Origin of the sequence: Mycobacterium sp., assembly GCF_052144515.1 — a bacterium.
GTDB lineage: Bacteria > Actinomycetota > Actinomycetes > Mycobacteriales > Mycobacteriaceae > Mycobacterium.
In genome coordinates this window covers 1-22726 of sequence record NZ_JBKQQD010000311.1, presented here as the reverse complement: position 1 = coordinate 22726, position 22726 = coordinate 1, and the positions used below count along the sequence as shown (strand labels likewise).

The following is a 22726-nucleotide window of genomic DNA, read 5'->3' as shown; positions in this document are numbered from 1 at the left end:
CGCTCGCACGGCGTGATTACGCCCCGGCTTCCGGATCAGAGTCCGGCCTAGCATGCCCGCGCCACTTTTGGTATCCACGCCGGGCGGCGAACGCGCCGACGACGGCGGTCACGCACCAGACCGCTATCGCCGAGTATGCCAACGCAGACGATCGATTCCCGAGCGAGGCGCCCAGCGCGGTGTAGACGAATGCCCGCGGCGCGGAGCCGATGAACGCACCGACGGCCATCTGCCACAACGGAACTCCGATCGCCCCGAACGCATAGGAGGCCAGCGCATCCGACGTGCCGGGGATGAAGCGCTGCCCGACGACCGCCCACAGTCCGCGCCGCTCGATCAGCGCGTTGATGCGGTCGGCCCGTTGCGCCCCCAGCACAGCCCGCGCGCTGTCTCGGCCGGCCCGACGGCCGAAGCGGCTCGCGACGATCGCGGTGCCCACCGTCGCACCCAGCGTCACGAAGATGCCGAGTACCGGACCGAATAGCAGCCCGCTACCCGCGGCCAGGATCGCGCCCGGGACGAACAACGCGCCGAGGACGGCCGACACCACGACATAAACCAGCGGCGCCGCCGGACCGGTCGCCGAGATCGCACGTCGCACGTCGTCGATGTCGATGACTCGCGCGACGGCCACCAGGTAGAACATCACCACTAGAAAGCCGGCGAACACGGCGAGCCGCACGATGTGGCTTCGCCGTGACGGGGGTCGCGATGTTGCTGGGGGACCGTCGTTGTCGACCATGCTGATCACGAATTCAAGCAGTAGTTGCGGCAGCCTGCAGCCGCAGCCGCAGCCCGCTCGCCCGAATAGCGCGACGGTCGAGCGCGGCGCGCACCTCGGCCTCGGAGCCGACCACCCGAACCTTGACCTTGGCCCGGGTTACGGCCGTGTAGAACAGCTCGCGGGTAAGCAAGCGCGAATCCTGTGGCGGCATCAGCACCGTGACTTCGCCGGCCTGGCTGCCCTGGCTTTTGTGAATCGTCATGGCGTGCATGGTCTCGATTTCCGCCAGACGACTGGTCGCGAAATCCAGCCGTCCGCCGGCGCCGGCGATGACGGCCCGCAAACCGTCGCGACCGGCGACCACGACGCCGGTGTCGCCGTTGTAGATGCGCAGTCCATAGTCATTGGCCGTCACCAACAACGGCCTGCCGGCATAAAACTCCAGCGACGGCGGCTGACCCGTCTCGTCCGAGAGCCAGCGCTGCACCTGCCGGTTCCAGTGCGACGCCCCATACGGCCCCTGACGGTGCGCGCACAACAGCCGGTGCTCGTCGAGGATCGCCAGCGCCAGCTCCGCATCACCCAGCACCGCGGCTTCCCGCACCCGCAGGGCGTGCGGAACCAGCACCTCGCGCAGCCGCTCGGCCGGGCGGTCGGAGTCGATCCACTCGACATGCTCACCGCCGGCCCGCAGCACCTCCACCGCGCGTTCGGCGTCGCCGACCCGGATCGCTTCGGCCAGCGCGCCAATCGACTCACCGAACCGGTGCCTGGTTCGCAGGGCGGCCACCCGCACGTCATCCCGAGCGGTCAGGCCTTCCACCAGATCCGCCAGCACGGCACCGGCTTCCACCGAGGCCAGCTGGTCGGGATCGCCCACCAGGATCAGCCGCGTATCCGGCCGCACCGCCTCCAGCAGCCGGGACATCATCGTCAGCGACACCATCGACGTCTCGTCGACCACGATGACGTCGTGCGGCAGCCGATTGCCGCGATTGTGCGTGAACCGCACCGACGTATCGGGCCGGGGGCCCAGCAGCCGGTGCAGCGTCGTCGCCCGCAAGCCGGCCAGCCGCGTCGCGTCCACTGCATCGAGATTCTCGACTTCGGCGGCCACCGCCTCGGCCAGCCGCGCGGCAGCCTTACCGGTCGGCGCGGCCAGCGCGATCCGGGGACGGGGTACGCCGGCGAGCTCGGCCTGCTCGACCAGCAGCGCCAGCAGCCGCGCGATCGTGGTGGTCTTGCCGGTGCCGGGCCCGCCGGTCAAAACGGTCACGGCCTGCGATAAGGCGATCTCGGCGGCCTTCCGCTGTTCCTCATACCCAGGCGGGAAAAGCCGCTCATAGAGCGGTAATTCGACCGTAGCCCGACTGACCGATAGCGCGAGCAGATCGGCGCAGACCTGTTCTTCCTCGAGCCAGTACCGGTCCAGGTACAGCAGCTCATCAAGCAGCCGAAGCACCGGTGGCGACCCGAGCAACGGGCTGGCCCGCACGGCGGCCAGCCAATCGTCGGCATCAGGCCACGGGAGGTCGGCTGGGTGAGCTATGCCGACCTGCGCTCGGGCTTCCCGTAGGTCCACGCACACCGAACCGCCGCGCAGCGCGCGCACCACCAAAGCGACCGCGAGCGCCACCCGCTCGTCGGATTCGCCGACGAGCACCGTAAGCCGTTGTGCTACATGGATATCAGCGGCCTCGAAAACGCCGGCATCGCTGAATGTCCGCAGTAGTCCTTCAGCGGCGATCGCCTCCACGGTCACGCGGCCACCCGCCCCGCATCGAGCAGGTCCGACAACGCCGCAATCAGAGACGGTGGCGGCCGCCAGCTGACCACCCCCGACGGGTGCCCATCGGCAATTGGCGTGTCGGGGCCGCACATACCGCGCACAAACAGGTAGAGGATCCCGCCGAGATGCTGGGCGGGATCGTAGTCCGGCACCCGCCAGCGCAAGAACCGGTGCAGCACAGCGCTGTACAGCAGCGCCTGCAGCGGATAGTCCGAGTGCAGCATCGCCTCGACCAGCCGCGGCCGGTCGTAATCGGCGGCGCTCAGCGCGCGCTCCGGATCGCCGAGCCAGTTTGTCTTGTAATCCACGACCAGGTATCGATACCCCGAACCGGCGGGCACGCGTAACACGGCATCGATCGAGCCGGTGAGGTATCCGCGCAAGGACTGGCTGCCGAGCAACTGGCCGGTCAACCGGTCGGCGTAGGGTGCCATCACATCATCGGCCGGCAGGTGCTCGCGCAACAACCTCCCCACATCCGCCAGATGACTCTCGGCGGCAGCCGAACCCAGGTCGCCACCGGCCAGCGGCAATTCAAAGTCAAGTTCCCGCAGTCGGTCTCGTAACCCGATCTGCCGCAGCGTCAGACCGTCGGCCAGCGGGCCCAACGGCGTGTCGTGCATCGGCACCATCGCCGCGGCCAGAACCTCCGGTGCCACATCGACCGGCCACCACACCGAGTGCAGCCGGATCTGCGACTCCAATTCGGTGGCCAGGTCAGCGGCGAACGGATCGGCCGTCTCCAGCACGGCGTGCACGAGCGTGCCGAACTTCGCACCCGCCGGCAGATCCGCCATCGGCAGATTCGCCACTGGCAGATCCGGCCCGGATGCGGCCCCCGTCAACGCGATATGGCTCACTTCGTCGTCCAATTCGGTGACCTCGGGTTCACTGCTCACGCCGGCGGACGCGGAGGTCTCAGACACCCGGATCAGACCGGAGTAGGAGGTGCGCCGCCACGCGGTGTCGATGGCGCGGTGAAAGTGGCGGCTGTCGAGGTCCGTCGGCACTGGCTGCGGCGGCACCGCAGGGGCCGCTGCTATCACCGACTCCTCGATCACCGGCCCACCCGCGGCCTCCCACTCGCGCAACCGGGCCATCGCGTCGTCGTCGGAGATCTTCGCCGGCTCACATTCGTCGGGCACGACTGACTGCCCGGGCCGGCGTCCGCGCAGCAGCCGCGACAGGCCGCCGTTGGGCTCGTCGCGGGCCGGTGACCACCACGCCACCACCTGCGACTGCGCACGGGTCATCGCGACGTAGGTCAGCCGGCTGTCGTCACTGGCGTCCTCCGTGCGGCCCTGTTCCTGGACGGCCTTGAAGTTCGGGCCGTCCTTGCCGCCGATATACAGGCAGCGCACGCCCGCGTCGTGGAACAGCACGACGTCGCGGTCCTGGGTATTGTGGTTGAACGCGAACGGCAGATACACGATCGGGTATTGCAGACCCTTGCTGACAAACACCGTCATGATCTGTACGGCGGCGGCGTCGCTGTCCAGCCGCCGGTTGCGTTCCGTTGCGCCGCTGCGTTCGTCGCGTTGGCTGCGCAGCCAATCGCGCAGTGCGGGCAGGCTGTACTGCTCGCGGTGCGCGACCTCCTGCAGCAACTGGGTGATGTGCGCCAGGTCGGTCATGTGACGCTCGCCGCCCTGCCGAGACAGCAGGCGATCACCCATGCCCCGCAACTGCGCGGCCTCGAAGATCGCCGCGACGCCGCGTTCGCGCGCGTGTCCGGCCCATTCACGCAATGTTTCCGCGACGCGATCGGTCAGTGCATCGCCGCCGGCCACAAGCGATTCCGCGGTCTCGCCGAAGAACATGGTTGCCGCGGCGGCGCGCACCATTCCGGGACGGTGGGGCTGGTCGAATGCCTCCAGCAGACATAGCCAATCCTCGGCGGCATCCGAGGTGAACACATCGGAGTCGCCGGTGTAGACCGCCGGAATGCCGGCATCGCAGAGCGCCTTGAAGCATGCGCCGGCGTCCTTGTGCTTTTCCACGATCACGGCGATGTCGCGCGCCTGCAGTGGCTTACCGTCGAATGTCGCGCCACTGGCCAGCACCGCGCCGATGTCGGCGGCGAGGTCGGCGCCGATATACTCCCGCAGCTCGTCGATGGGCAGATTGGCAAGGCCGCTGCGCCCCAACGTCGCTCGCCGCACCACCCGCAACCGAAACGGATCGTTGCGCGGCGCATCCGCAAGGCGGTGACCTTGGTGGTGCGCTTCGACGTCGTCCACCACGATCGCGGAATTGCCGAGCTGGGCGCCACGCAGCACGACTTGCAGCCGCTCGACGAGCGCGGCATCGGTGCGCCAATTGGTGGCCAGTGTCTTTTGTTCGCCCGCGCTCTCGGCGGCTTGCAGGTATGTCACGATGTCGCCGCCACGGAACGCATAGATGGCCTGCTTGGGATCACCGATGAGAATCACGGTGCAGCGCCCGCTGAATGCGCGATCGATGACCTGCCATTGCACCGGGTCGGTGTCTTGGAACTCGTCGACCATGACGATCGGCCAGCGTCGATGCATACGCAGCCGCGCGGGGGAATCGTCGGTGGCCAGCGCATCGGCCAGCCGGATCAGCAGGTCGTCGTAGCTGAGGACACCCAGGCGTCGCTTACGTGTATCCAGCTCGGCAAGAATGGCTTTCGCGAAATCCACACAGACGGCGGCCCGCGAACCGGGTTCCGCATCGTGGGGCCGCAGATCCGTCGACGGGTTGTTGACCACCTCGCGCGCCACCCGCAGCGTGTCGCGATACGACAGCACCGGATCGTCGCGCTGCTGCCCGAAATGGGCCAGGTACAGATCGTCGACGATCTCGGCGACCAACTCATCGAGGCTCTCCAGCAGCGTGGCACTTGCGGCAGTGTCACCGGCCACACCGAGCGACTTCAACACCAGCTGGCAGAACTGGTGCGTGGTGGCGATCGTCGCCGCATCGAAGCCGGCCAGCGCGTCGCGAAGCCGCCGTTTGCGTTCCTCGCGCTGATCGTCGGTGCCCTCGAGCAGGTATGCCACCAACTCGTTATCGCCGGCGGCGCTCGCATCCTCGAAAGCTCTTACAGCATGTACGATTTGGGAGCGAACACGCTCTCTCAGCTCCTGGCTGGCCGCCCGGGAGAACGTGATGAGCAGCATCCGCTCCAGCGTCGCCTCACCCTCGGCTACGTAGCGGGTGACAAGACCGGCCAGCGCGAAGGTCTTGCCGGTGCCCGCGCTGGCCTGCAGCACCGTGGTGGACCGCTCGGCGGGCAGCGGCCCCAGCAGGTTGAAACGCTCCATCACGAGGGCTTCCTCTCCGCGCGCAGCATCGGCAGCCACAGCCGCGCGGAGTAAGCCCCAAGCCGGTTGTCTTCGCCGTCGTACTCCTCGCCCGGTCGCGGGGGTTGCATCAGGTCCTCCAGCCGGGCGTTTTTGCCCCATGCCCGCACGTGGGCGGGCGCCTGATCCTCGGCGGGGTAACGCTGGGTTTTCCAACGGAATTGCGCCTCGTGTACCGGATCGTCACCGCAGTGCCGCGCGGTCGCGTACGCATAGGAGGTCTTGATGGGCAACGGAATCGGCTCGCGGCGTCCCGCGTCGTAAATCGCCACCAGCTCGCGCAGCACTCGGGCGGCGTCACCCTGCGGCGCCCCCAACCCCTCCACCCGCGGAGTGCTGCCCCGTTTGGGGCGCCCGATGCACACCGCCGACCAGTCGCGGCTGCGATCGTGAACGATCAACGCCAGCAATGAGATCCACGACTCGAGCAGGTGCTTGCCGTCGAGTTTGGAATAGGTCACCGACACCAGCCGCTCGCCGTACACCGGCGACACCGTGCCTGTGAGCCGGCGCCCGCAGCCCAGATCGACATCGATGTCATACGCCCGCGCCTGTGCCCGCCGGTATTGCTGTGCCGTGGTAGCCAGCAGGGCGGCCTGCTCGCGAATTTCGTTTGCCCTGCGCCAACCCAGCTGGCCGGGCGGCAGCGTGCCCCGGCGCCACTCGGCCTGACGGGCATCGTCCGGGGTCATCCCTTGCAGCATGTCGCGCAGCATCCGGTCACCGACCGTCCACTCCTCGAGGCTGTTGATGTCGACCGGCATGGCGTCCTGCACACCGTCGACGTCGCGGGGCAGCGTGAATTCCAGCGCGCGGAAGAAGCCCTTCACCGGATCTTTGAAGAACCCGACGAGGTCGGCGAGGATGACGTCATCGGCAGGGGGCGGCGGCAGCGGCCCGCAGATGAACCTGGGCGCTTCGCCGCGTTGGCCGGTGCTGGCGCGCGCCGCCCGTAGCACGGTCGGGTCGAAACTGAACGGAACTTCCGGCACCAACCTTCCGGGGATGACGTTGCGAACGTCGAACGGCTGCAACGGATGCTCGACGACGATGCTTGCGCGGATTTTGTTCAGTGTGGTCACGTCGAGGGTGTCCAGCAATTCGGCCAGCGGCACCGAAGGCGGGCGCGGCTGGCCCGAGTACTCGTTGGCCCCGGTATAGGTGATCACGAGTTTCTCGGTGGCCGCGCCGATGGCGTCGAGCAGCAATTGCCGGTCCTCCGAACGGATGTCGCGTTCGCCGGTCAGCGGGTTGCGGGCGAGCACGTCGTCGCCGTCGACGACACTCAGGCGTGGGAACACCCCGTCGTCGAGGCCGACCAGGCAGACCACCCGGTGCGGCACCGAGCGCATCGGCACCATCGTGCACACCGTCAGCGTGCCGGTGCGAAAGTTGGCCCGCGTCGGGCGACCGGCGAGGTGTCGGTCCAGCAGTGCGCGGATGTCGGGCAGCCGCAGCGGGGTGTCGGCCCGCGGACCGGCATCGGCGAGTACCTCGGCGAACTCACGCTGCATCTGGCTGGCCTGCCAGAGGTCGGAATCATCGATGTGCGCCAACAGCGCGATGCCTTCGGTCAGGGCGGCCAGCCACTCCCGTAACGGGCGGGTGCCGGTGAGCGAATCGACCACACGCTGCAGCCTGCCGACGAATTCGGCCAACTGGCCGGCCAATTGGACGCGGTTGCTGCTGACGTCGTCGAGGGGCAGCGTCGCGTCGATCCAGGCATGCGAGTCGTCGGACATCGCGACGCCGGCCAGCACCCTGTCGAGGCCGAAACGCCAAGTGTTGTGCACGAAGTCAACGTGGAATGGCCGCCGATGCTCCCGGTCGAAACCCCACCGGATGTTCGCCTGCCGGACCCAGCGGGTGATGTCGTCCAAATCGTCATCGGTGAAACCGAAGCGAGCGCGCACCGGCGCGGCCTGGGCGAAGTTGAGCACCTCGCTGGCTGTCACCCTGCTGCCGGCCAGCGCCAGCAACTGCGAGGCCACGCCGAGCAGCGGGTTGGTCTGGATCAGCGAGCGGTCCGCCAGCCGCACCCTCAAGCGGTGAGCGGGATGGGCGCCGTGTACCACGTCGCCGAGCCCGAAGTCGGCGACGATCAGCGGGGCGTACGTCTCGATGTCAGGGCACATCACCAGGATGTCGCGTGGCTCCAGCGTCGGATCGTCTTGCAGCAGGCCCAGAAGCACCTCGCGCAGCACATCGACCTGGCGGGCCGGACCGTGGCAGTTGTGTATCTGCACGGAGCGGTCATCAACCGCGAGCGTGCGCCCTTGTGGCCGAACCACATTGGCGGCGATGTCAGACTGCAACCACCCGAGCAGCGTGTCGGGGCGCTCGGCGCTGGGCAGATATTCGTCGGTCTGGAAATCCGTGGGCAGGCCGCGCTGAAGTTCGCGCAGGTCTCGCCCGAGGGTCGCCAGCAGCGGATGGCCCACCGCGCGGTGGCTGGTGTCGTCGCGGCGGGCGATCGTGCCGTGCATGCCGGCCAGCGCCTGCCACAGCTCGTCGCTGGGATGCGGCAGCCACAGGTGCAAGTCGTGGTGGGTAGCCAGCGCGTCGAGCAGTTGCACGTCGGTGCACGCCAGCCGAGTGTGCCCGAACAGTGATAACCGCGACGGCAGATCGGCCGGGCCTTCTCGCAGCCGGGCGACGGTCTTCTCCTGACGGATGTGCGGGGGATCGGCGGGGACGGCGGCCACCAACGCTCGCCACAATTCGGGCTGCCAGGCCAGGTCGGCGTCGAGGTCGCCCGGCCGGCCCTCGAGCCAGTCGACGAGAAGCCCCGGGCGCTGCCGGACGTAGGAGGCGAACAGCCCGGCCAGCCGGCGAGCCACCGCGTAGCGCCGGCCCTTGCGCAGCTCCGCCTCGTCGGCGTTGATGTCGAAGTGGCCCAAATGTTTTGCCAGCGTCTCACACCACGGCTCGTCGAGACTGCAGTCGATCACGTCCAGCAGCGGCCATGTCATCGCCTCCGGCGACCACGGGTCGTCCTCGGCGGTGCCGGTGATCGCTAAAATCTCCGCGATCAGCGACCCGGGACTGCGGAATATCACCCCCGCGCACACGCCGTCGCGGCTGCCGTGTCCGCGCCCGAGGACGTGGGAAAGCCGCTGGCTCAGCCAGCGTTCCACGCCGCGGGCCGGTACCAGGACCAACTCCTCGGCAAACGGGTCGGGCAGCGGTTCGGCCAGCAGGGCGCCGAGGCCGTCGGCAAGCAGGTCTGTCCGCTCCGCACGGTGAAGATGAAGCGCCATTGCGGGCCACCATAGACCGCCCGACCGACGTCGCGTGAGCGGTTCCGGCCGACTTCCCGGCTGACCGAGTGTCATACCGCCGTGCCACAGTGAAAGGAGAGCCCTTAGACCAGGAAGCAGCCTAGGAGGCAGCATGGCCAACCAGGCGGCGTCCCCGCGCCTCACGCCCAAGTTCGTCGAGGCCCTGCGGTACGCGGCGCACATGCATGCGACGCAGACACGCAAAGCCAGCGAAGTCCCGTACCTCGGCCACCTGCTGTCGGTGGCCGGCTTGGTCATCGAGGCGGACGGTACCGAGACACAGGCCATCGCCGCGTTGCTGCACGAAGCCGCCGAGGACCAGGGCGGCGAACGGACGCTCACCGAGATCGACCACAAGTTCGGCGCAGGCGTGGCGTCGATCGTCGCCGAGTGCAGCGACACATTCGAGGCCCCGAAGCCGCCCTGGCGCGAGCGCAAGGAGCGGTACATCGACCACCTGCGTGTGGCGTCGGACGATGCGGTGCTGGTCTCCCTGGCCGATAAGCTCGACAATGCTCGTGCGATCCTGCGTGACTTCCGCACACTGGGAAACGAGGTGTGGCAGCGGTTCAGTGTGCAGGATCCACAGCTGCACCTTTGGTATTACCGGTCGCTTCTCGAGGTATTCGGCCAGCGCACCCACAGCTGGATGGTCGGCGAGCTTCGCGATGTGATCGACGCGCTCGAGCGAGCGATCAACCGCCAGAGTGCTTAACGAAGACGGAGCAGAAACGGAGTGGAAAGTGGAAACCTGGGACGCGATCTGTGCCCGGCGCAATGTGCGGCAATACACGCCGGAGCCGGTCTCGGAAGCCGACCTGAACCGCATCGCCGAGGCCGGATGGCGGGCACCGTCGGCGAAAAACCGCCAGCCGTGGGACTTTGTCATCGTCACCGACCCGACGCAGTTGCAGGCGCTTTCGACGGTCTGGCGCGGCGCGGGTCATATCGCCGGGGCCGCGGCGGCGATTGTGCTGGTCGTCCCGGTACCGCCGGATGATCGCAGGCTGGTGACCGATCAGTACGACGTCGGTCAGGCGACGATGGCGATGATGATCGCGGCCACCGACCTCGGCATCGGGACGGGGCATTCGTCGGTGGGGGACCAGGACAAGGCGCGTGCCATCCTCGGTGCCCCCGACGACCACTTGGTGGCCTTCATGCTCGGCATCGGATATCCCGCCGACCGCCCACTGCGCCCGATCCGCAAACCGGATCGGCGGCCTTTCGACGAGGTCGTCCATCGCGGACGTTGGTGACGCGGTGCCCGATCATCGCGGCGAGTACGGATACGACGGGTCTTTTCACACCGTCTCGGCGGGAACGCAACTGGCGGCCGTCGGCGCCGGATCGGCCGCCCTGCTCGCGGGGGCGGGCATCTGCCTCACGCGCGGTAACCGGTTGGCAGCGGCACTGGCGGCGGCGCAAATGTTAGTGGCCGTCGAGATCATCGGGACGGCGGCCTGGTACATCTACGCGACGCGATCCGGAAAATTCCACGTGTGGGATGGGGTTCTCGACGACCTGGAACTGCGTGGCGATGAAACCCTGCTCGACCTGGGATGTGGGCGCGGCGCCGTGCTGCTCGCCGCGGCCAAGCGGTTGCCGCGGGGCCGCGCGGTCGGCGTCGATCTGTGGCAGGCCGACCAGACCGACAACTCAGCGCAGTCCGCTCTGACCAATGCGGAACTGGAAGGCGTCGCCGATCGCGTCGAGTTGCACACCGCCGACATGACGGCTCTGCCGCTGTCCGACGAGAGCGTCGACGTGGTCGTCAGCAACCTTGCCATTCACAACATTCCGACTCGCGCCGGTCGCCGCGTTGCTTTGGATCAGGCGGTTCGGGTGCTGCGCCCGGGCGGGCGACTGGCCATCGCGGATCTATGGGAGACCCGTCAGCATGAGGAGCGGTTGCGCGAGTTGGGCTGGCGGAACGTTCGGCGGCGCAACCTCGGATGGCGCATGTGGTACGGCGGCCCCTGGTTGTCCACCCGCTTGGTCACCGCCACCAAGCCGGGGTGATGCCCACCTGTTTCAGGGCCGGATCTGGTCGTAATCGACGAGCAGATGCCGTGGGCCGCGGAACACTTGGCTGATCCGGTAAAGCGGTGGGTCCTCGACCAGCCGCGGGTTGTCCACCCGACGAAGGAACGCCTCGAACGCGGTGTTGACTTCCAGCCGGGCCAACGGACCGCCGAAGCAAACGTGAATGCCCCGGCCCCAGCCCACGTGCTCATTGTCGGGACGGCGGGGATCGAATGCGTCGGGGTCGGGGAAGCGCCGCGGATCCCGGTTGGCCGCGCCGTACATGAGATAGATGGGGGAGCCGCGCGGGATTGTGGTGCCGGCGATGTCGATGTCGGCCAGGGCCGATCGAGTCGGGAAGAACTGTACCGACGACTGCAGCCGAAGCACCTCCTCGATGGCCCGGGGGATCAACTCCGGCCGGCTGCGCAACAACTCGATTGACCACGGGTTGCGCAGCACGGTGAGCACGCAATGCGAGATGAGATTGACCGTCGAGTCGTGCCCGGCGACAAACAGCAGGATGGTGTTGTTGACGATCGCACTCCGCGACATCCGCCCGTCCGGGCCGTCATCATGGACCAACTGCGAAATCATCCCGGGCCCTGGGGATTTGTCCGCTTTTTCGACCAGCCCGACGATGTACTTGTTGAACTCGGCCTCAGCCGCTTCCCCTTTGGCGCGCCGGACCTGGCCCTCCCCGGTCTTGATGTCGGGGCCGAGATCGAAGATGCCTGCCACGATGTCGGCGATCCAGGCGTGGAACTGCGGCTCGTCTTCAATCGGCACGCCCATGATCCGGCAGATCACGTTGACCGGCAGCGGGTAAGCGAAATCGTCGACCACGTCGATGCGGGTTCTACCCGTCGCTTTGTCAAGCAGCTCGTTGACAATCCGCTGACACATCGGCTCCAGACCGGGGATCAGGTCCGGTGAATGCGGTGGCCCGAAAAAGCGCATGCACCGACGGCGCGCCCGGTCGTGTTCAGGCGGGTCCTGCGCGATAAAGCTCGGCTCCTGGCCGTACGCCCCGGCAATTTCGGGGGCCATGTCGACCATTGACTCGTTGGCGACCCGCCGATTGCGGCCGGTTGGTGGGTGTCCTTTCCGGAGATCGGAACTCACTCTGGGGTCGTGGGCCAGCGACATCAGTTCCTCGTACCCGGTAACGGCGTAGATGCCGTTGGTCACCCGCACCACCGGCGTCTTGCGAAGTTCGTCGAAGAATGGGTAAGGGTTGGCACGGTTTTCGTACCGCATCGCGGCATCAAAGGCTTCTTCGGGGGTCATTGGCGCCGCTCCTCCTCATCGCTTCGCTCTGCGTCGTCGCCGGCGCGGGTCAATCGAGTTCCTCAATCATCGGTACTCATCGCTGCTCATCGCCGTGCGCGGAACTCGGCGTGCCGATCGCTGGGGTCGTGGCCTGTCAACACCACATCCGGGGCTTCGGTCGGCACGCCGCGCGCCGGAAAGTCCGCGGGCATCACGCGCATGTTCTCCGGAAAATCGAAGCCCGGCGGATGCGGCGGAAATGGCCCCGACCGCGCGATCTCGTCGCGGTAGTAATCGATCCACTTGGCGTGGTTGAAGGTGACCGCGCCGACGATGCGACCGCGGCGACCATACGCGGCGGCAAACCGGCGCTCCCGCACCGAGCCCTGGGTGAAGACGATCTCATCGCCGAACGAAGGTACGCCGACGGATTTGATGTTGACACCGAACTGGGCGGACCAAAACTGCGGGATCAGCAGGTGTGCCCAGCGATCCACCTCGTCGCAGACCATATTGTGTGCCGCGACCCGGGCACCGAGCACGGCGTTATCCCAATGTTCCATCGCCAGGAACTCGTAGTCATAGAGCACATGCGGCGCCCTCGCGATGTCCCCGGCCACGAAGATGTGGTTGGTGACCACCCCGTTGATATCGAACGCACGACAACCGGCGTCACAACCCACCCCCCAGAACCCGGCAGCCAACCCGGCCCCGTCGAGCCACTCGACGTTGCGGATCGATCCCAACGACGCCAGCACCACGTCGACGTCGAGCGTGCTGCCATCGGACAGCCGCGCGCGCCGCACGTGCCCGCCGTCATCACCGTCTAGCGCCAGCACCGAGACACCGGTGCGAAGATCCACCCCGGCCGCACGATGCATCTCGGCGGCGACCTCGCCGATCACGCCGCCGAGCGGACCGCACAGCGGTGCCGGACCGCGCTCGGTGACGGTGACCTCGAGTCCAAGCTCCCGACACACCGACGCCACCTCCGACCCGATGAACCCGGAACCGATGATCAGCACGCGCCGCGGGCGGGCGGCCAGCGCGGCCTGCAGCCGCGCGGCATCGGCACTTGTGCGCAGCGAATGGACGCCTTTTAGCGCAGCTTCGTCCGGGTTGGGCCATCGCCGCGCCCGCACACCCGTGGCGATCAGCAGGCGATCGCCTACCACGTCGCTGCCGTCAGCGAGGCGCACCAGCTGGTTGGCCCGGTCCAGGGCCGTCGCGGCCACACCGAGTCGCCACTGCGCATCCACCGCGCGCAGCCGCGGCAGCTTGGTGCGATCGGCCGCCACCCACCCCTTCAGGACTTGCTTGGACAGTGGGGGCCGGTCATACGGCTCGTCGGGCTCGTCGCCGATGATGGTCAGTTGCCCACGAAAACCCTCTTCCCGCAGCGCTTCGGCGGCACGCAGTCCGGCCAGCGACGCACCCACAATGACGGTGCGACCCTTTTCTTTGAAATCGCTCATCGGTGTGCTCAGCGCGGACGTGTTATTCGCTGTCGAGCTTATCCAGGATGATCGCCTGCACCGGGCAGGCCGCCGCGGCCCGCAGTACCCGCAAACGTTCGGTGTCATCCGGGTTGGGGTCGTAGGTGAGGGCCTCTTCGCCGCTGAGCTTGAGCACATTTGGCGCGAGCGGCACGCAGTGCGCATACCCCAGGCAGCGGTTCAGGTCGACAACGATTCGCATAGCGATCCCGATCCTCGTGACTGAAGATCTGACGCTGGGCAGCGTACATCTAGTTGCGATGCCAGATGCGATGTTTGTGAAACCCTTTGGGCGGGCGTGCATGCTGGGGTCATGAACAGAACCGAGATCACCGAGCAGGTCGTGGTTGCCCGCCTGGCGCGCGGCCTGAGGTGGCAGGAGCTGGCCGACGTCATCGACAGGCCGGTGGTGTGGACCACCGCGGCTTTGCTCGGCCAACACCCAATTCCGGCAGAGCTCGGCAGGGTCCTTGTCGGGATGCTGGGTCTCGACGAGTCAGCCGTGCCCGTGCTGGCGGCACCGCCCATGCGCGGCGGGCTACCCACCTCCTCAAACGGGGCGGTCCCCACCGACCCCACCATTTACCGCTTCTACGAAGCGCTGCAGGTGTACGGCGGCGCCATCAAAGAACTGATCCACGAGCAGTTCGGCGACGGCATCATGAGCGCGATCAACTTCAGCCTCGACCTACAAAAGAAATCACACCCGTCCGGCGATCGCGTCGTGCTCACATTCGACGGGAAATTCCTTCCTTACCAATGGGTTTCGGCCCAGAGCTAACTCGGACGCAGTCTCACCGAGCCCAAGGGGCCCCGCCCCGGTGATAACGGGCACAATGACCAGCAGGGAGGTGGTCATGGCAGCCGATCGGTCCGCAAAGCAGGAACGGAAACCAGCTGACATCGTTTTGTCCGGCGGCGGTGTCAAGTTCATCGGCTTGGTGGGCGCCATCGTCGTAATCATGGATGCCGGATATTCGTTCCCGAGGGTGTCGGGCGTTTCGGCCGGCTCGGTGGTGGCGGCGATTTTGGCGGCCGGGTCCAAAGGCGACCAGCTGACCGGCGAGGAAGTGAAGGAACTTGCCCTGTCGGTACCTCTGCACAAATGGCGCGACGCGGGACCCGTTCCCTATCTCGGTGCCGCGTTGGGGCTGCTGCGGGACACGAGCATGTACCGCGGCGACGTCGCCTACGACTGGATCCGGAGCGAACTGAAGAACCTGGGTGTCGTCACCTTCGGTGATCTGGCTCTCGACGAAGACCCCCTGCTCGAAGAACGGTGCTACAAGCTGGTGGTCACTGTCGCTGACCTGACGGCAGCCCAGCTGGTGCGACTGCCGTGGGACTACCGGCGGCTCTACGGGCTGGATCCCGATGAGCAGCCGGTCGCCGACGCGGTGCGCGCTTCGATGGCGATTCCGTTCTTCTACCGCCCCGTCACCCTGACTGGCGCCAGCGGGGCGACATCCACCCTGGTTGACGGTGGCGTCCTGTCGAACTTTCCGATCGACACCTTCGACCGGCGTGACGGCAAACCGCCACGCTGGCCCACGTTCGGGATCACCATCTTGCCGAGGCCCACCGAGGGCCTCGGCGCGGTGATGCCCGCGCTGAAACCCCTGCGTCTTTTTGAACAGACGGCATTACTGGAAAGCCTGCTTACCACCATGCTGGCCGGCCACGACCAGACCCATCTGAGCCAGCCGTGGGTCGCTGCCCGCGCAATCACGGTCGAATCGACCAAACGTGGGCGTGCTCGACTTCGATGCCCCCCGAGGTCGCCTCGAAGAGCTCTACGACAACGGCTATGCGGCGGCGCGGAAGTTCCTGTCCACCTGGGATTGGCCCACTTACCTCGAACGGTTCTGGCCAAGCGACCCATCCTGGGGCAACCCGCCTCCGTCCCGCCGCCGTGTGAAGTGACCCGAGGGCCCGACGTGCGACACTGCCAAGTGGAGGTGGCAGTGGAGCGGTTGCCTCGGCAACCGCTCGAACTTTAGCTGGCGTTATAGCCCGAACTCGGCTTCAATCCCGTCGATTCCGGCGCGGATGGCTTTGAGCGCGTCGGCGCGCGCGCGCAACTTGGTCGCGGCATGGGCGTGCTGGTGCAGGCCGGCGAGTTCCCGCGCGGCCTCTTTGGCTCGACTGACGACCATCTCTGGCAGCACTATCTCGTCGACGAAGCCGGCGGCCAGCGCGGTTTCCCCGAAGAACGTCTTGGCCAGCCCGGTGGCTTGCTGGTACGCCGAGCGCGTCAGGCGCAACTTCATGATCTCCAGCGCCGCGTAGGGGATCGTCATGCCGATCGCAACTTCATTGGCCTGAATGTTGTACGCGTGGGCGGCCACCCGATGGTCGCCGGACGACAGCAGGAACGCCCCCATCGCGATGGCAGGGCCGGTGCAGGCCATCACCACCGGCTTGGGGTAGGACAACAGCCGATACGCCAGCTCGAAGCCGCCCCTGAGCATGTCGATCGCGGGCTGCACCTCGCCGGAGGTCAGGATCTTCAGGTCGAAGCCGCCGCTGAAGACCCGCTCGTTGCCGGTGATCACCAGTGCCCCGACGTCGTCGCGATCGGCGTTGTCGATCGCCTCGTTGAGGGCCTGCTGCATGGTCGGGCCCAGCGCGTTGACCTTGCCGTCGTCCATCCTGATGACCGCGACGGAGTCCTTATGGCTGTAGATGACCGGGCCGCTCATGGTTGCTCCTTCGCGCTACGGGCAGGCCCGTCGATTGAATCAGACGCGCTGGCTGTGATGCTTGCCCAGTTCGTTTTCGGCATTGCCCCACCGCAGGCTGACGTCGGTGGGTTCATCGAGCTGGCGGGTGCGCCATCTGTCCTGGGTCTCGGCCACAGCGAGGTTGATTCGTTCGATCTCGCTGCGGAACACGTCGGGACGCGTTTACTTGCTTGCGTAGTGGAAGTAGGTCAGCAGGCTGCGCAGCAGCTCCAGCTTCTGCTTTTCCCTCTTTGCCAGGTCATGGTTCGTCATCAACTCGATGCGCTGGACGGGCGGCAGGGCGTTCCAGTCCAGCACCACCTTGGTCTCCAGCACAGGCCGCTCACCCTTCCAGAACCGCCACCCGCGCGGCTGCTCGGGGCGGTCGTGGTAGAGCACGCTGCCCGTGAATCGGGACTCGATGCCATTCCCGATTTCGGCGCGGTCGAGTGCCGAATCGCACACCATTCGCCACTCCTGGCCGGGCGCCAGCACCGGCAACTCGGCGGGGAGTTTCAGTTCGACGATATTGGCGTAGCCGTCGGCGGCATTTTCGTATTCGGCCACGGTCGGCGGAGTCGGAAACGAAAACCGGATATCGTAGGCCGCGGTTTGGCCGAAACTCCGGACCACCAGTTCGATTACATGCCAATCCGCGGCGTGCGGTTCAATCAGCATGGCGACATGCGGCCGGGTCTGCTCAGCGGCCAACCTACGGTTGCGCTTGATCTGCGCGTTCGCGAAGACCAGCGCGACGACACCAAGCGCTAGCGCCGCCCAGGCCGCCCACGCCAACCAGGTGCTGGACCCCACTTCCGTGACCCCGTGCCAGCTGCCCTGGACCCACCCCATTGAATCCATCCCTCCGCTTATATCACAGTGATCCGGCGGCTCAGCCGCCCATCAACATGCGCCACTGATCGAGGTTAGCGGCGCGATACACATAATTCGAACGCTTGACCTCTGACAGCGACGCACTCGGATCAGCCGAATACCAATGGCCGGGAAATACCGTCGGGTCCCCCGGAAGCTGGGCGAGCTGGTGCAGGCTGCGGTACATCTCGTCGGAGTCGCCGCCGGGAAAGTCGGTGCGCCCGCAGCCTTCCAGGAACAGCGTGTCACCGGCGACCAGCCGGCCGTCGAGCAGGAAGCACTGGCTGCCCGGCGTGTGGCCCGGGGTGTGCAGCAGCTCGATTTCGATATCGCCGATGCTGATCTTGTCGCGGTGCTCATGGGCGGTGAGGTCGCCGAGGCTGATCCCGGTGACCCGCGAAACCCAAAGCGCCTCATGGGTATTCACGTGCACCGGCACGGCGGTCCGCTCCAGCAGATCGGCCAGTCCCGCCAGCTGAAAGCCCATCATCGAACCGCCCACGTGGTCGGGGTGATGATGGGTCACCAGCACTCCGGACAGCTGCATGCCGTCCGCCTCGATTGCGTCGATGAGATCACCCGCGGCGTAGGCGGGATCGACTACCACGCAGTCCCCGGTCTCACGGTCGCCGATCAGGTAGGCGAAATTGCGCATTTGCATGGCGAACATGTCTCCGGCGGCGAAATCGCGGCCGGAGAGCAGTTGACGGAAGTACAGCCGGTCGTCTGGCACGTCACCAGACTATGGCTCGTCCAAAACCCGTCCCACCCGGGACTTCGTATTCGGACGCCCAGCGATTGCGAGTCATTGTGCAGATTCAGGTTTGAATGCACTGGGTATTGTTGGTCCATGTTGAAGACCGTCGCGATCGAGATCGACGAAGACCTGGTCCAGGCGGTGATCCGCAAATACCGTATGGCCGGCAGGAGCGAGGCCGTCCACCTCGCGCTGCGCAATCTTCTCAGCGAGTCCGACGGCGGACACCTCGATGAGGAAGACGAGTACGACGAGTTCAGCGACCTCGGAGCGTGGCGCCGCCAGCCACAGACCGACCCGGGTAAGGCCTAGTGGTTTGGTGGCGTTGCAGGCCAGGCTGTAACCTCTTTTAGGCCCGCGGCACGACTGGTCGCTACGGGTGAACGGCCCCCTTAGCTCAGTCGGTAGAGCGTTTCCATGGTAAGGAAAAGGTCAACGGTTCGATTCCGTTAGGGGGCTCGGCGGACGCCGAGCAGGCTGGCGGCGCGTACCCGAGGGTACCCGAGGCGATGTAGCTCAGTCGGTTAGAGCGAACGACTCATAATCGTTAGGTCGCCGGTTCGAGTCCGGCCATCGCTACAACCCAACACGTGAGAGAGACCGAGAGAGAACGGACATGGCTTCCAGTACCGATGTGCGGCCAAAGATCACTCTGGCATGCGAGGAGTGCAAGCACCGTAACTACATCACCAAGAAGAACCGCCGCAACGACCCCGACCGGATGGAGCTGAAGAAGTTCTGCCCCAATTGCGGCAAGCACCAGCCGCACCGCGAGACACGCTAGCGATCCCACGAGCATTTGCTCAGACTGACTAGGTAGGTTCTAGACCCGTGGGATTGGCCACAGACATCGTCGGGATGCACTACCGGTATCCCGACCATTACGAGGTCGAGCGCGAGAAGATCCGCGAGTACGCGGTCGCGGTCCAAAACGACGACGCCTCGTTCTTCGAGGAGGACGCGGCGGCCGAGCTCGGCTACAAGGGGTTGCTGGCCCCGCTGACGTTCATCTGCGTGTTCGGCTACAAAGCGCAGTCGGCGTTCTTCAAGCACGCTGGCATCGCGGTCACCGACCAGCAGATCGTCCAGGTCGACCAAGTGCTGAAATTTCAGCAGCCGATCGTGGCGGGCGACAAGCTGTACTGCGATGTATACGTGGATTCGACGCGTGTGGCGCACGGCACCCAGCTCATCGTGACCAAGAACGTCATCACCAACGAAGCCGGTGACGTGGTGCAGGAGACCTACACGACCCTTGCTGGCCGTGCCGGCGATGATGGGGAAGAGGGATTTTCTGATGGCGCTGCGTGAGTTCAGTTCGGTCAAGGTCGGGGACAAGCTCCCGGAGAAGACCTACCCCCTTACCCGCCAGGACCTGGTGAACTACGCGGGAGTCTCCGGCGACCTGAACCCGATCCACTGGGACGACGAGATCGCCAGTGTCATCGGACTGGACACCGCGATCGCCCACGGCATGCTGACGATGGGTATCGGCGGGGGCTACGTGACCTCGTGGGTGGGCGACCCTGGTGCCGTCACCGAGTACAACGTGCGCTTCACCGCCGTCGTGCCGGTGCCCAACGACGGAAAGGGCGCCGAGCTCGTGTTCAGCGGCCGGGTGAAGTCTGTCGACCCGGAGAGCAAGTCGGTGACGATCGCCCTGACCGCCACCGCCGGTGGCAAGAAGATCTTCGGGCGGGCCATCGCCTCGGCCACGCTGGCTTGAGCTAGTCGGAGGCTGGTGTATGGCTCTCAAAACCGATATCCGCGGAATGATCTGGCGGTACCCGGACTACTTCGTTGCGGGCCGCGAACAGCTTCGACAGTTTGCCCGATCCATCAAATGCGACCATCCGGCCTACTTCGACGAGGACGCCGCCGCCGAACTCGGCCATGACGCCATCGTCGCTCCGATTACCTTCGTGTCGATCTTGGCCAAGTACGTCCAGACGGACTTCTTCCGGCACGTCGACATCGGCATGGAAAGTCTGCTGATCGTGCAGGTCGACCAGCGGTTCGTGTTTTTCAAGCCGGTGCTCGCCGGGGACAAGCTGTGGGCCCGGATGGACGTCCACTCGGTGGATGAGCGTTTCGGCGCCGACATCGTGGTCACAAAGAACATCTGCACCAACGAGGACGGTGAAGTCGTGCTGGAGGCCTACACCACCCTCATGGGCCAGCACAGCGACGGAACGGCCAAGCTCAGATGGGACAAGGAATCGGGACAGGTCGTCAGAACCGAGAAATTAGTATCTGACCCGCCCGCCTAGTACACTCGAATCTCGGGGTTTTCCCAGCATCAGCGCGCTTTCCGTGAGTCGAAAACAAGCGGAAGCGCGCGCGTCATGTAAGCCCCGGTAGGTAAGCACAGGTTGGCCTGCCAACCGCAAAGGGGCGTAGCTCAACTGGCAGAGCAGCGGTCTCCAAAACCGCAGGTTGCAGGTTCAAGTCCTGTCGCCCCTGCTGACGGCGAAGACGTGGAATGGTGGACACTGAGAGTTAGTGCCCGATCAGAGAACAAAGGAGCACGCGGTGAGCGACGAAGGCGACGTTGCCGACGACGCCGCCAGCGACGGCGGCCAAACCGAGGACAGCGGCGCGAGCGGCGGTCGGACGGCGGTGGTGACGAAGTCCGTCACCCGGCCGCAGCGTCCCACCGGCAAGCGGTCGCGGCAGCGAGTAGCGGACACCTCGGACACCGGGGAAGCCGTCGTCGGAAAGCGGTCGTCGACCGAGGTTGAGGACTCCAAGGAGGACTCGGGCACCAAGAAAGCCAGGAAGGCTGCGAAGGCTGCGAAGGCTGCGAAGGCTGGCACGAAGCCCAAGAAACCGAAGAAATCCAGCGATCGTCCGGCAAATCCGTTCCTGTTCGTCTACACCTACCTCAAGCAGGTCGTTTCCGAGATGCGGAAGGTCATCTGGCCGAACCGCAAACAGATGCTTACCTACACCTCGGTGGTGCTGGCGTTTCTGGCCTTCATGGTGGCGCTGGTCGGTCTGGCCGATTTAGGGCTGACCAAGCTGGTGATGCTGGTGTTCGGCTGAGGTTTTCCAGTGACAGAGAGGACAGACAACCGTGACTACCTTCGACGGTGACCCGTCCGCGGGTGAGGCGGTGGATGTGCAGGAAGTCGACACCGATCAGGAACCCGAGGCGGTCGCTGAGGCCACTGAGGCCGCTGAGGCCGTTGCCACGGAGCCGGCTGAAGAGCCGGCCCAAGAAGAAGACGTCGACCCAGCCGCCGCGCTCAAGGCGGAGCTGCGCAAGAAGCCCGGCGATTGGTATGTCGTGCACTCCTACGCGGGGTACGAGAACAAGGTCAAGGCCAACCTCGAGACCCGTGTGCAGAACCTCGACGTCGGCGACTACATCTTCCAGGTGGAGGTGCCCACCGAAGAGGTCACCGAGATCAAGAACGGCCAGCGCAAGCAGGTCAACCGCAAGGTGCTGCCCGGCTACATCCTGGTGCGCATGGATTTGACCGATGACTCGTGGGCCGCGGTGCGCAACACCCCGGGGGTCACCGGGTTCGTCGGTGCGACGTCCCGCCCGTCGGCGCTTGCCCTCGACGACGTGGTGAAGTTCTTGCTGCCGCCGGGGGCGGCGAAGAAGGCCACCAAGGGTGCCGCCACCGCCACCGCCACCGCCGAGGCGGGCGGGCTGGAACGTCCGGTTGTCGAGGTCGACTACGAGGTGGGCGAATCGGTGACGGTCATGGACGGACCGTTCGCCACGTTGCCGGCCACTATCAACGAGGTCAACGCCGAACAGCAGAAGCTCAAGGTGTTGGTGTCGATCTTCGGCCGCGAAACACCGGTGGAACTGACCTTTAACCAGGTCTCCAAGATTTAGAAAACCAGGAAGGAACAAACGACCCCATGGCCCCGAAGAAGAAAGTCACCGGGCTGATCAAGCTGCAGATCGTGGCGGGGCAGGCCAACCCTGCGCCGCCCGTCGGACCCGCGCTCGGCCAGCACGGCGTCAACATCATGGAGTTCTGCAAGGCGTACAACGCCGCGACCGAGAACCAGCGCGGCAACGTCATCCCGGTCGAGATCACGGTCTACGAGGACCGCAGCTTCACGTTCGCCCTCAAGACGCCGCCGGCCGCCAAGCTGCTGCTCAAGGCCGCCGGGGTGGGCAAGGGCTCGGCGGAGCCGCACAAGACCAAGGTCGCCAAGGTCACCTGGGATCAGGTCCGCGAGATCGCCGAGACCAAGAAGACCGACCTCAACGCCAACGACATCGACGCCGCCGCCAAGATCATCGCCGGCACCGCCCGGTCGATGGGCATCACCGTCGAGTAGTTCGACCCGTGGGAGGGCCAGCTTCGGCCCGCATGCTAACCACGACCCAACACCAGATGGGCTAGCTAAATGAGCCAGAACAGCCAGGCATACCGCGCCGCCGCCGCGACGGTGGACCGCAACAACCTCTACACCCCGCGGGAGGCGGCCAA

21 protein-coding genes, 3 tRNA genes and 3 pseudogenes are annotated in these 22726 nt (G+C 66.1%); 17 read left to right on the top strand and 10 right to left on the bottom strand.

What is annotated here, in order from left to right; all coding sequences use genetic code 11:
• Positions 1-16: 16 nt before the first annotated feature.
• The 4 genes from ACLP9N_RS21340 to recC are packed head-to-tail and all read right to left on the bottom strand — an operon-like array spanning position 17 to position 9099.
• Positions 17-742: a TVP38/TMEM64 family protein gene (locus tag ACLP9N_RS21340; protein ID WP_442409284.1), complete on the bottom strand. Its 726-nt coding sequence runs from the start codon at positions 740-742 to the stop codon at positions 17-19.
• 13 nt (positions 743-755) lie between these two features.
• Positions 756-2486, bottom strand: a complete 1731-nt coding sequence (recD, locus tag ACLP9N_RS21335) for an exodeoxyribonuclease V subunit alpha (protein WP_442409282.1) — start codon at positions 2484-2486, stop codon at positions 756-758.
• Positions 2483-5800, bottom strand: coding sequence for an exodeoxyribonuclease V subunit beta (gene recB, locus ACLP9N_RS21330; RefSeq protein ID WP_442409283.1), 3318 nt, complete (start codon positions 5798-5800; stop codon positions 2483-2485). Before recB ends, recD begins: the two co-directional genes overlap by 4 nt.
• Entirely contained in the window at positions 5800-9099 is a 3300-nt protein-coding gene (gene recC, locus ACLP9N_RS21325) for an exodeoxyribonuclease V subunit gamma (protein ID WP_442409281.1), read from the bottom strand. Before recC ends, recB begins: the two co-directional genes overlap by 1 nt.
• Before the next feature lie 133 nt (positions 9100-9232).
• Between recC and ACLP9N_RS21320 the strand changes: the two genes are divergently transcribed.
• From ACLP9N_RS21320 to ACLP9N_RS21310, 3 genes are read left to right on the top strand one after another with little or no spacing between them, the layout of a single operon-like run.
• A complete protein-coding gene (locus tag ACLP9N_RS21320) occupies positions 9233-9835 on the top strand; it encodes an HD domain-containing protein (RefSeq protein WP_442409280.1) in 603 nt (200 codons plus the stop codon).
• Between the two features lie 28 nt (positions 9836-9863).
• Positions 9864-10379 (top strand): nitroreductase family protein, encoded by a 516-nt coding sequence (locus tag ACLP9N_RS21315; RefSeq protein ID WP_442409279.1) that lies wholly within the window; start codon positions 9864-9866, stop codon positions 10377-10379.
• A 4-nt stretch (positions 10380-10383) separates the two neighbouring features.
• Positions 10384-11142 carry a class I SAM-dependent methyltransferase gene (locus tag ACLP9N_RS21310; protein WP_442409278.1) on the top strand — a complete coding sequence of 253 codons (759 nt, stop codon included), beginning with the start codon at positions 10384-10386 and terminating at the stop codon, positions 11140-11142.
• Between the two features lie 12 nt (positions 11143-11154).
• On the opposite strand, the gene ACLP9N_RS21305 is transcribed toward ACLP9N_RS21310, so the two are convergent.
• The 3 genes from ACLP9N_RS21305 to ACLP9N_RS21295 form a co-directional block, all read right to left on the bottom strand.
• Positions 11155-12435: a cytochrome P450 gene (locus ACLP9N_RS21305; protein ID WP_442409277.1), complete on the bottom strand. Its 1281-nt coding sequence runs from the start codon at positions 12433-12435 to the stop codon at positions 11155-11157.
• Between the two features lie 86 nt (positions 12436-12521).
• Positions 12522-13892 carry an NAD(P)/FAD-dependent oxidoreductase gene (locus ACLP9N_RS21300; RefSeq protein WP_442409276.1) on the bottom strand — a complete coding sequence of 457 codons (1371 nt, stop codon included), beginning with the start codon at positions 13890-13892 and terminating at the stop codon, positions 12522-12524.
• A gap of 22 nt (positions 13893-13914) precedes the next feature.
• Positions 13915-14115: a ferredoxin gene (locus ACLP9N_RS21295; RefSeq protein ID WP_442409275.1), complete on the bottom strand. Its 201-nt coding sequence runs from the start codon at positions 14113-14115 to the stop codon at positions 13915-13917.
• A gap of 111 nt (positions 14116-14226) precedes the next feature.
• Between ACLP9N_RS21295 and cynS the strand changes: the two genes are divergently transcribed.
• Positions 14227-14694, top strand: coding sequence for a cyanase (gene cynS, locus ACLP9N_RS21290; protein ID WP_442409274.1), 468 nt, complete (start codon positions 14227-14229; stop codon positions 14692-14694).
• 76 nt (positions 14695-14770) lie between these two features.
• Positions 14771-15836 (top strand): annotated as a pseudogene (locus ACLP9N_RS21285) (patatin-like phospholipase family protein).
• An 83-nt stretch (positions 15837-15919) separates the two neighbouring features.
• On the opposite strand, the gene ACLP9N_RS21280 reads toward ACLP9N_RS21285, so the two are convergent.
• From ACLP9N_RS21280 to ACLP9N_RS21270, 3 genes and pseudogenes are all read right to left on the bottom strand, one after another.
• The gene (locus ACLP9N_RS21280; RefSeq protein ID WP_442409273.1) at positions 15920-16615 is read right to left on the bottom strand and encodes a crotonase/enoyl-CoA hydratase family protein; all 696 of its coding nucleotides are present in this window, start codon (positions 16613-16615) and stop codon (positions 15920-15922) included.
• 39 nt (positions 16616-16654) lie between these two features.
• Positions 16655-17497 (bottom strand): annotated as a pseudogene (locus tag ACLP9N_RS21275) (hypothetical protein).
• A gap of 31 nt (positions 17498-17528) precedes the next feature.
• On the bottom strand, positions 17529-18242 hold the full coding sequence (locus ACLP9N_RS21270) for an MBL fold metallo-hydrolase (RefSeq protein WP_442409272.1): 714 nt from the start codon (positions 18240-18242) through the stop codon (positions 17529-17531).
• A gap of 117 nt (positions 18243-18359) precedes the next feature.
• Between ACLP9N_RS21270 and ACLP9N_RS21265 the strand changes: the two genes are divergently transcribed.
• From ACLP9N_RS21265 to ACLP9N_RS21210, 12 genes and pseudogenes are all read left to right on the top strand, one after another.
• Positions 18360-18578 (top strand): type II toxin-antitoxin system VapB family antitoxin, encoded by a 219-nt coding sequence (locus ACLP9N_RS21265; protein ID WP_442409271.1) that lies wholly within the window; start codon positions 18360-18362, stop codon positions 18576-18578.
• A gap of 74 nt (positions 18579-18652) precedes the next feature.
• A tRNA-Thr gene (locus tag ACLP9N_RS21260) sits at positions 18653-18725 on the top strand.
• Positions 18726-18771: 46 nt separating this feature from the next.
• A tRNA-Met gene (locus ACLP9N_RS21255) sits at positions 18772-18845 on the top strand.
• A gap of 37 nt (positions 18846-18882) precedes the next feature.
• Positions 18883-19050 carry a 50S ribosomal protein L33 gene (rpmG, locus tag ACLP9N_RS21250; RefSeq protein WP_085233380.1) on the top strand — a complete coding sequence of 56 codons (168 nt, stop codon included), beginning with the start codon at positions 18883-18885 and terminating at the stop codon, positions 19048-19050.
• Positions 19051-19097: 47 nt separating this feature from the next.
• Complete coding sequence (hadA, locus tag ACLP9N_RS21245) at positions 19098-19577, top strand: (3R)-hydroxyacyl-ACP dehydratase subunit HadA (RefSeq protein ID WP_442409270.1); 480 nt, start codon at positions 19098-19100, stop codon at positions 19575-19577.
• Positions 19564-19992: a (3R)-hydroxyacyl-ACP dehydratase subunit HadB gene (gene hadB / locus ACLP9N_RS21240; protein ID WP_442409269.1), complete on the top strand. Its 429-nt coding sequence runs from the start codon at positions 19564-19566 to the stop codon at positions 19990-19992. Before hadA ends, hadB begins: the two co-directional genes overlap by 14 nt.
• A 19-nt stretch (positions 19993-20011) precedes the next feature.
• Complete coding sequence (hadC, locus tag ACLP9N_RS21235; protein WP_442409268.1) at positions 20012-20536, top strand: (3R)-hydroxyacyl-ACP dehydratase subunit HadC; 525 nt, start codon at positions 20012-20014, stop codon at positions 20534-20536.
• 120 nt (positions 20537-20656) lie between these two features.
• A tRNA-Trp gene (locus ACLP9N_RS21230) sits at positions 20657-20729 on the top strand.
• Between the two features lie 69 nt (positions 20730-20798).
• Positions 20799-21311 carry a preprotein translocase subunit SecE gene (gene secE / locus ACLP9N_RS21225; RefSeq protein WP_442409267.1) on the top strand — a complete coding sequence of 171 codons (513 nt, stop codon included), beginning with the start codon at positions 20799-20801 and terminating at the stop codon, positions 21309-21311.
• A 31-nt stretch (positions 21312-21342) separates the two neighbouring features.
• Positions 21343-22119, top strand: coding sequence for a transcription termination/antitermination protein NusG (gene nusG, locus ACLP9N_RS21220; RefSeq protein WP_442409266.1), 777 nt, complete (start codon positions 21343-21345; stop codon positions 22117-22119).
• Positions 22120-22145: 26 nt separating this feature from the next.
• Positions 22146-22574, top strand: coding sequence for a 50S ribosomal protein L11 (rplK, locus tag ACLP9N_RS21215; protein ID WP_085233388.1), 429 nt, complete (start codon positions 22146-22148; stop codon positions 22572-22574).
• Between the two features lie 69 nt (positions 22575-22643).
• Positions 22644-22726, top strand: a pseudogene (locus ACLP9N_RS21210) (50S ribosomal protein L1); the annotation flags it as partial.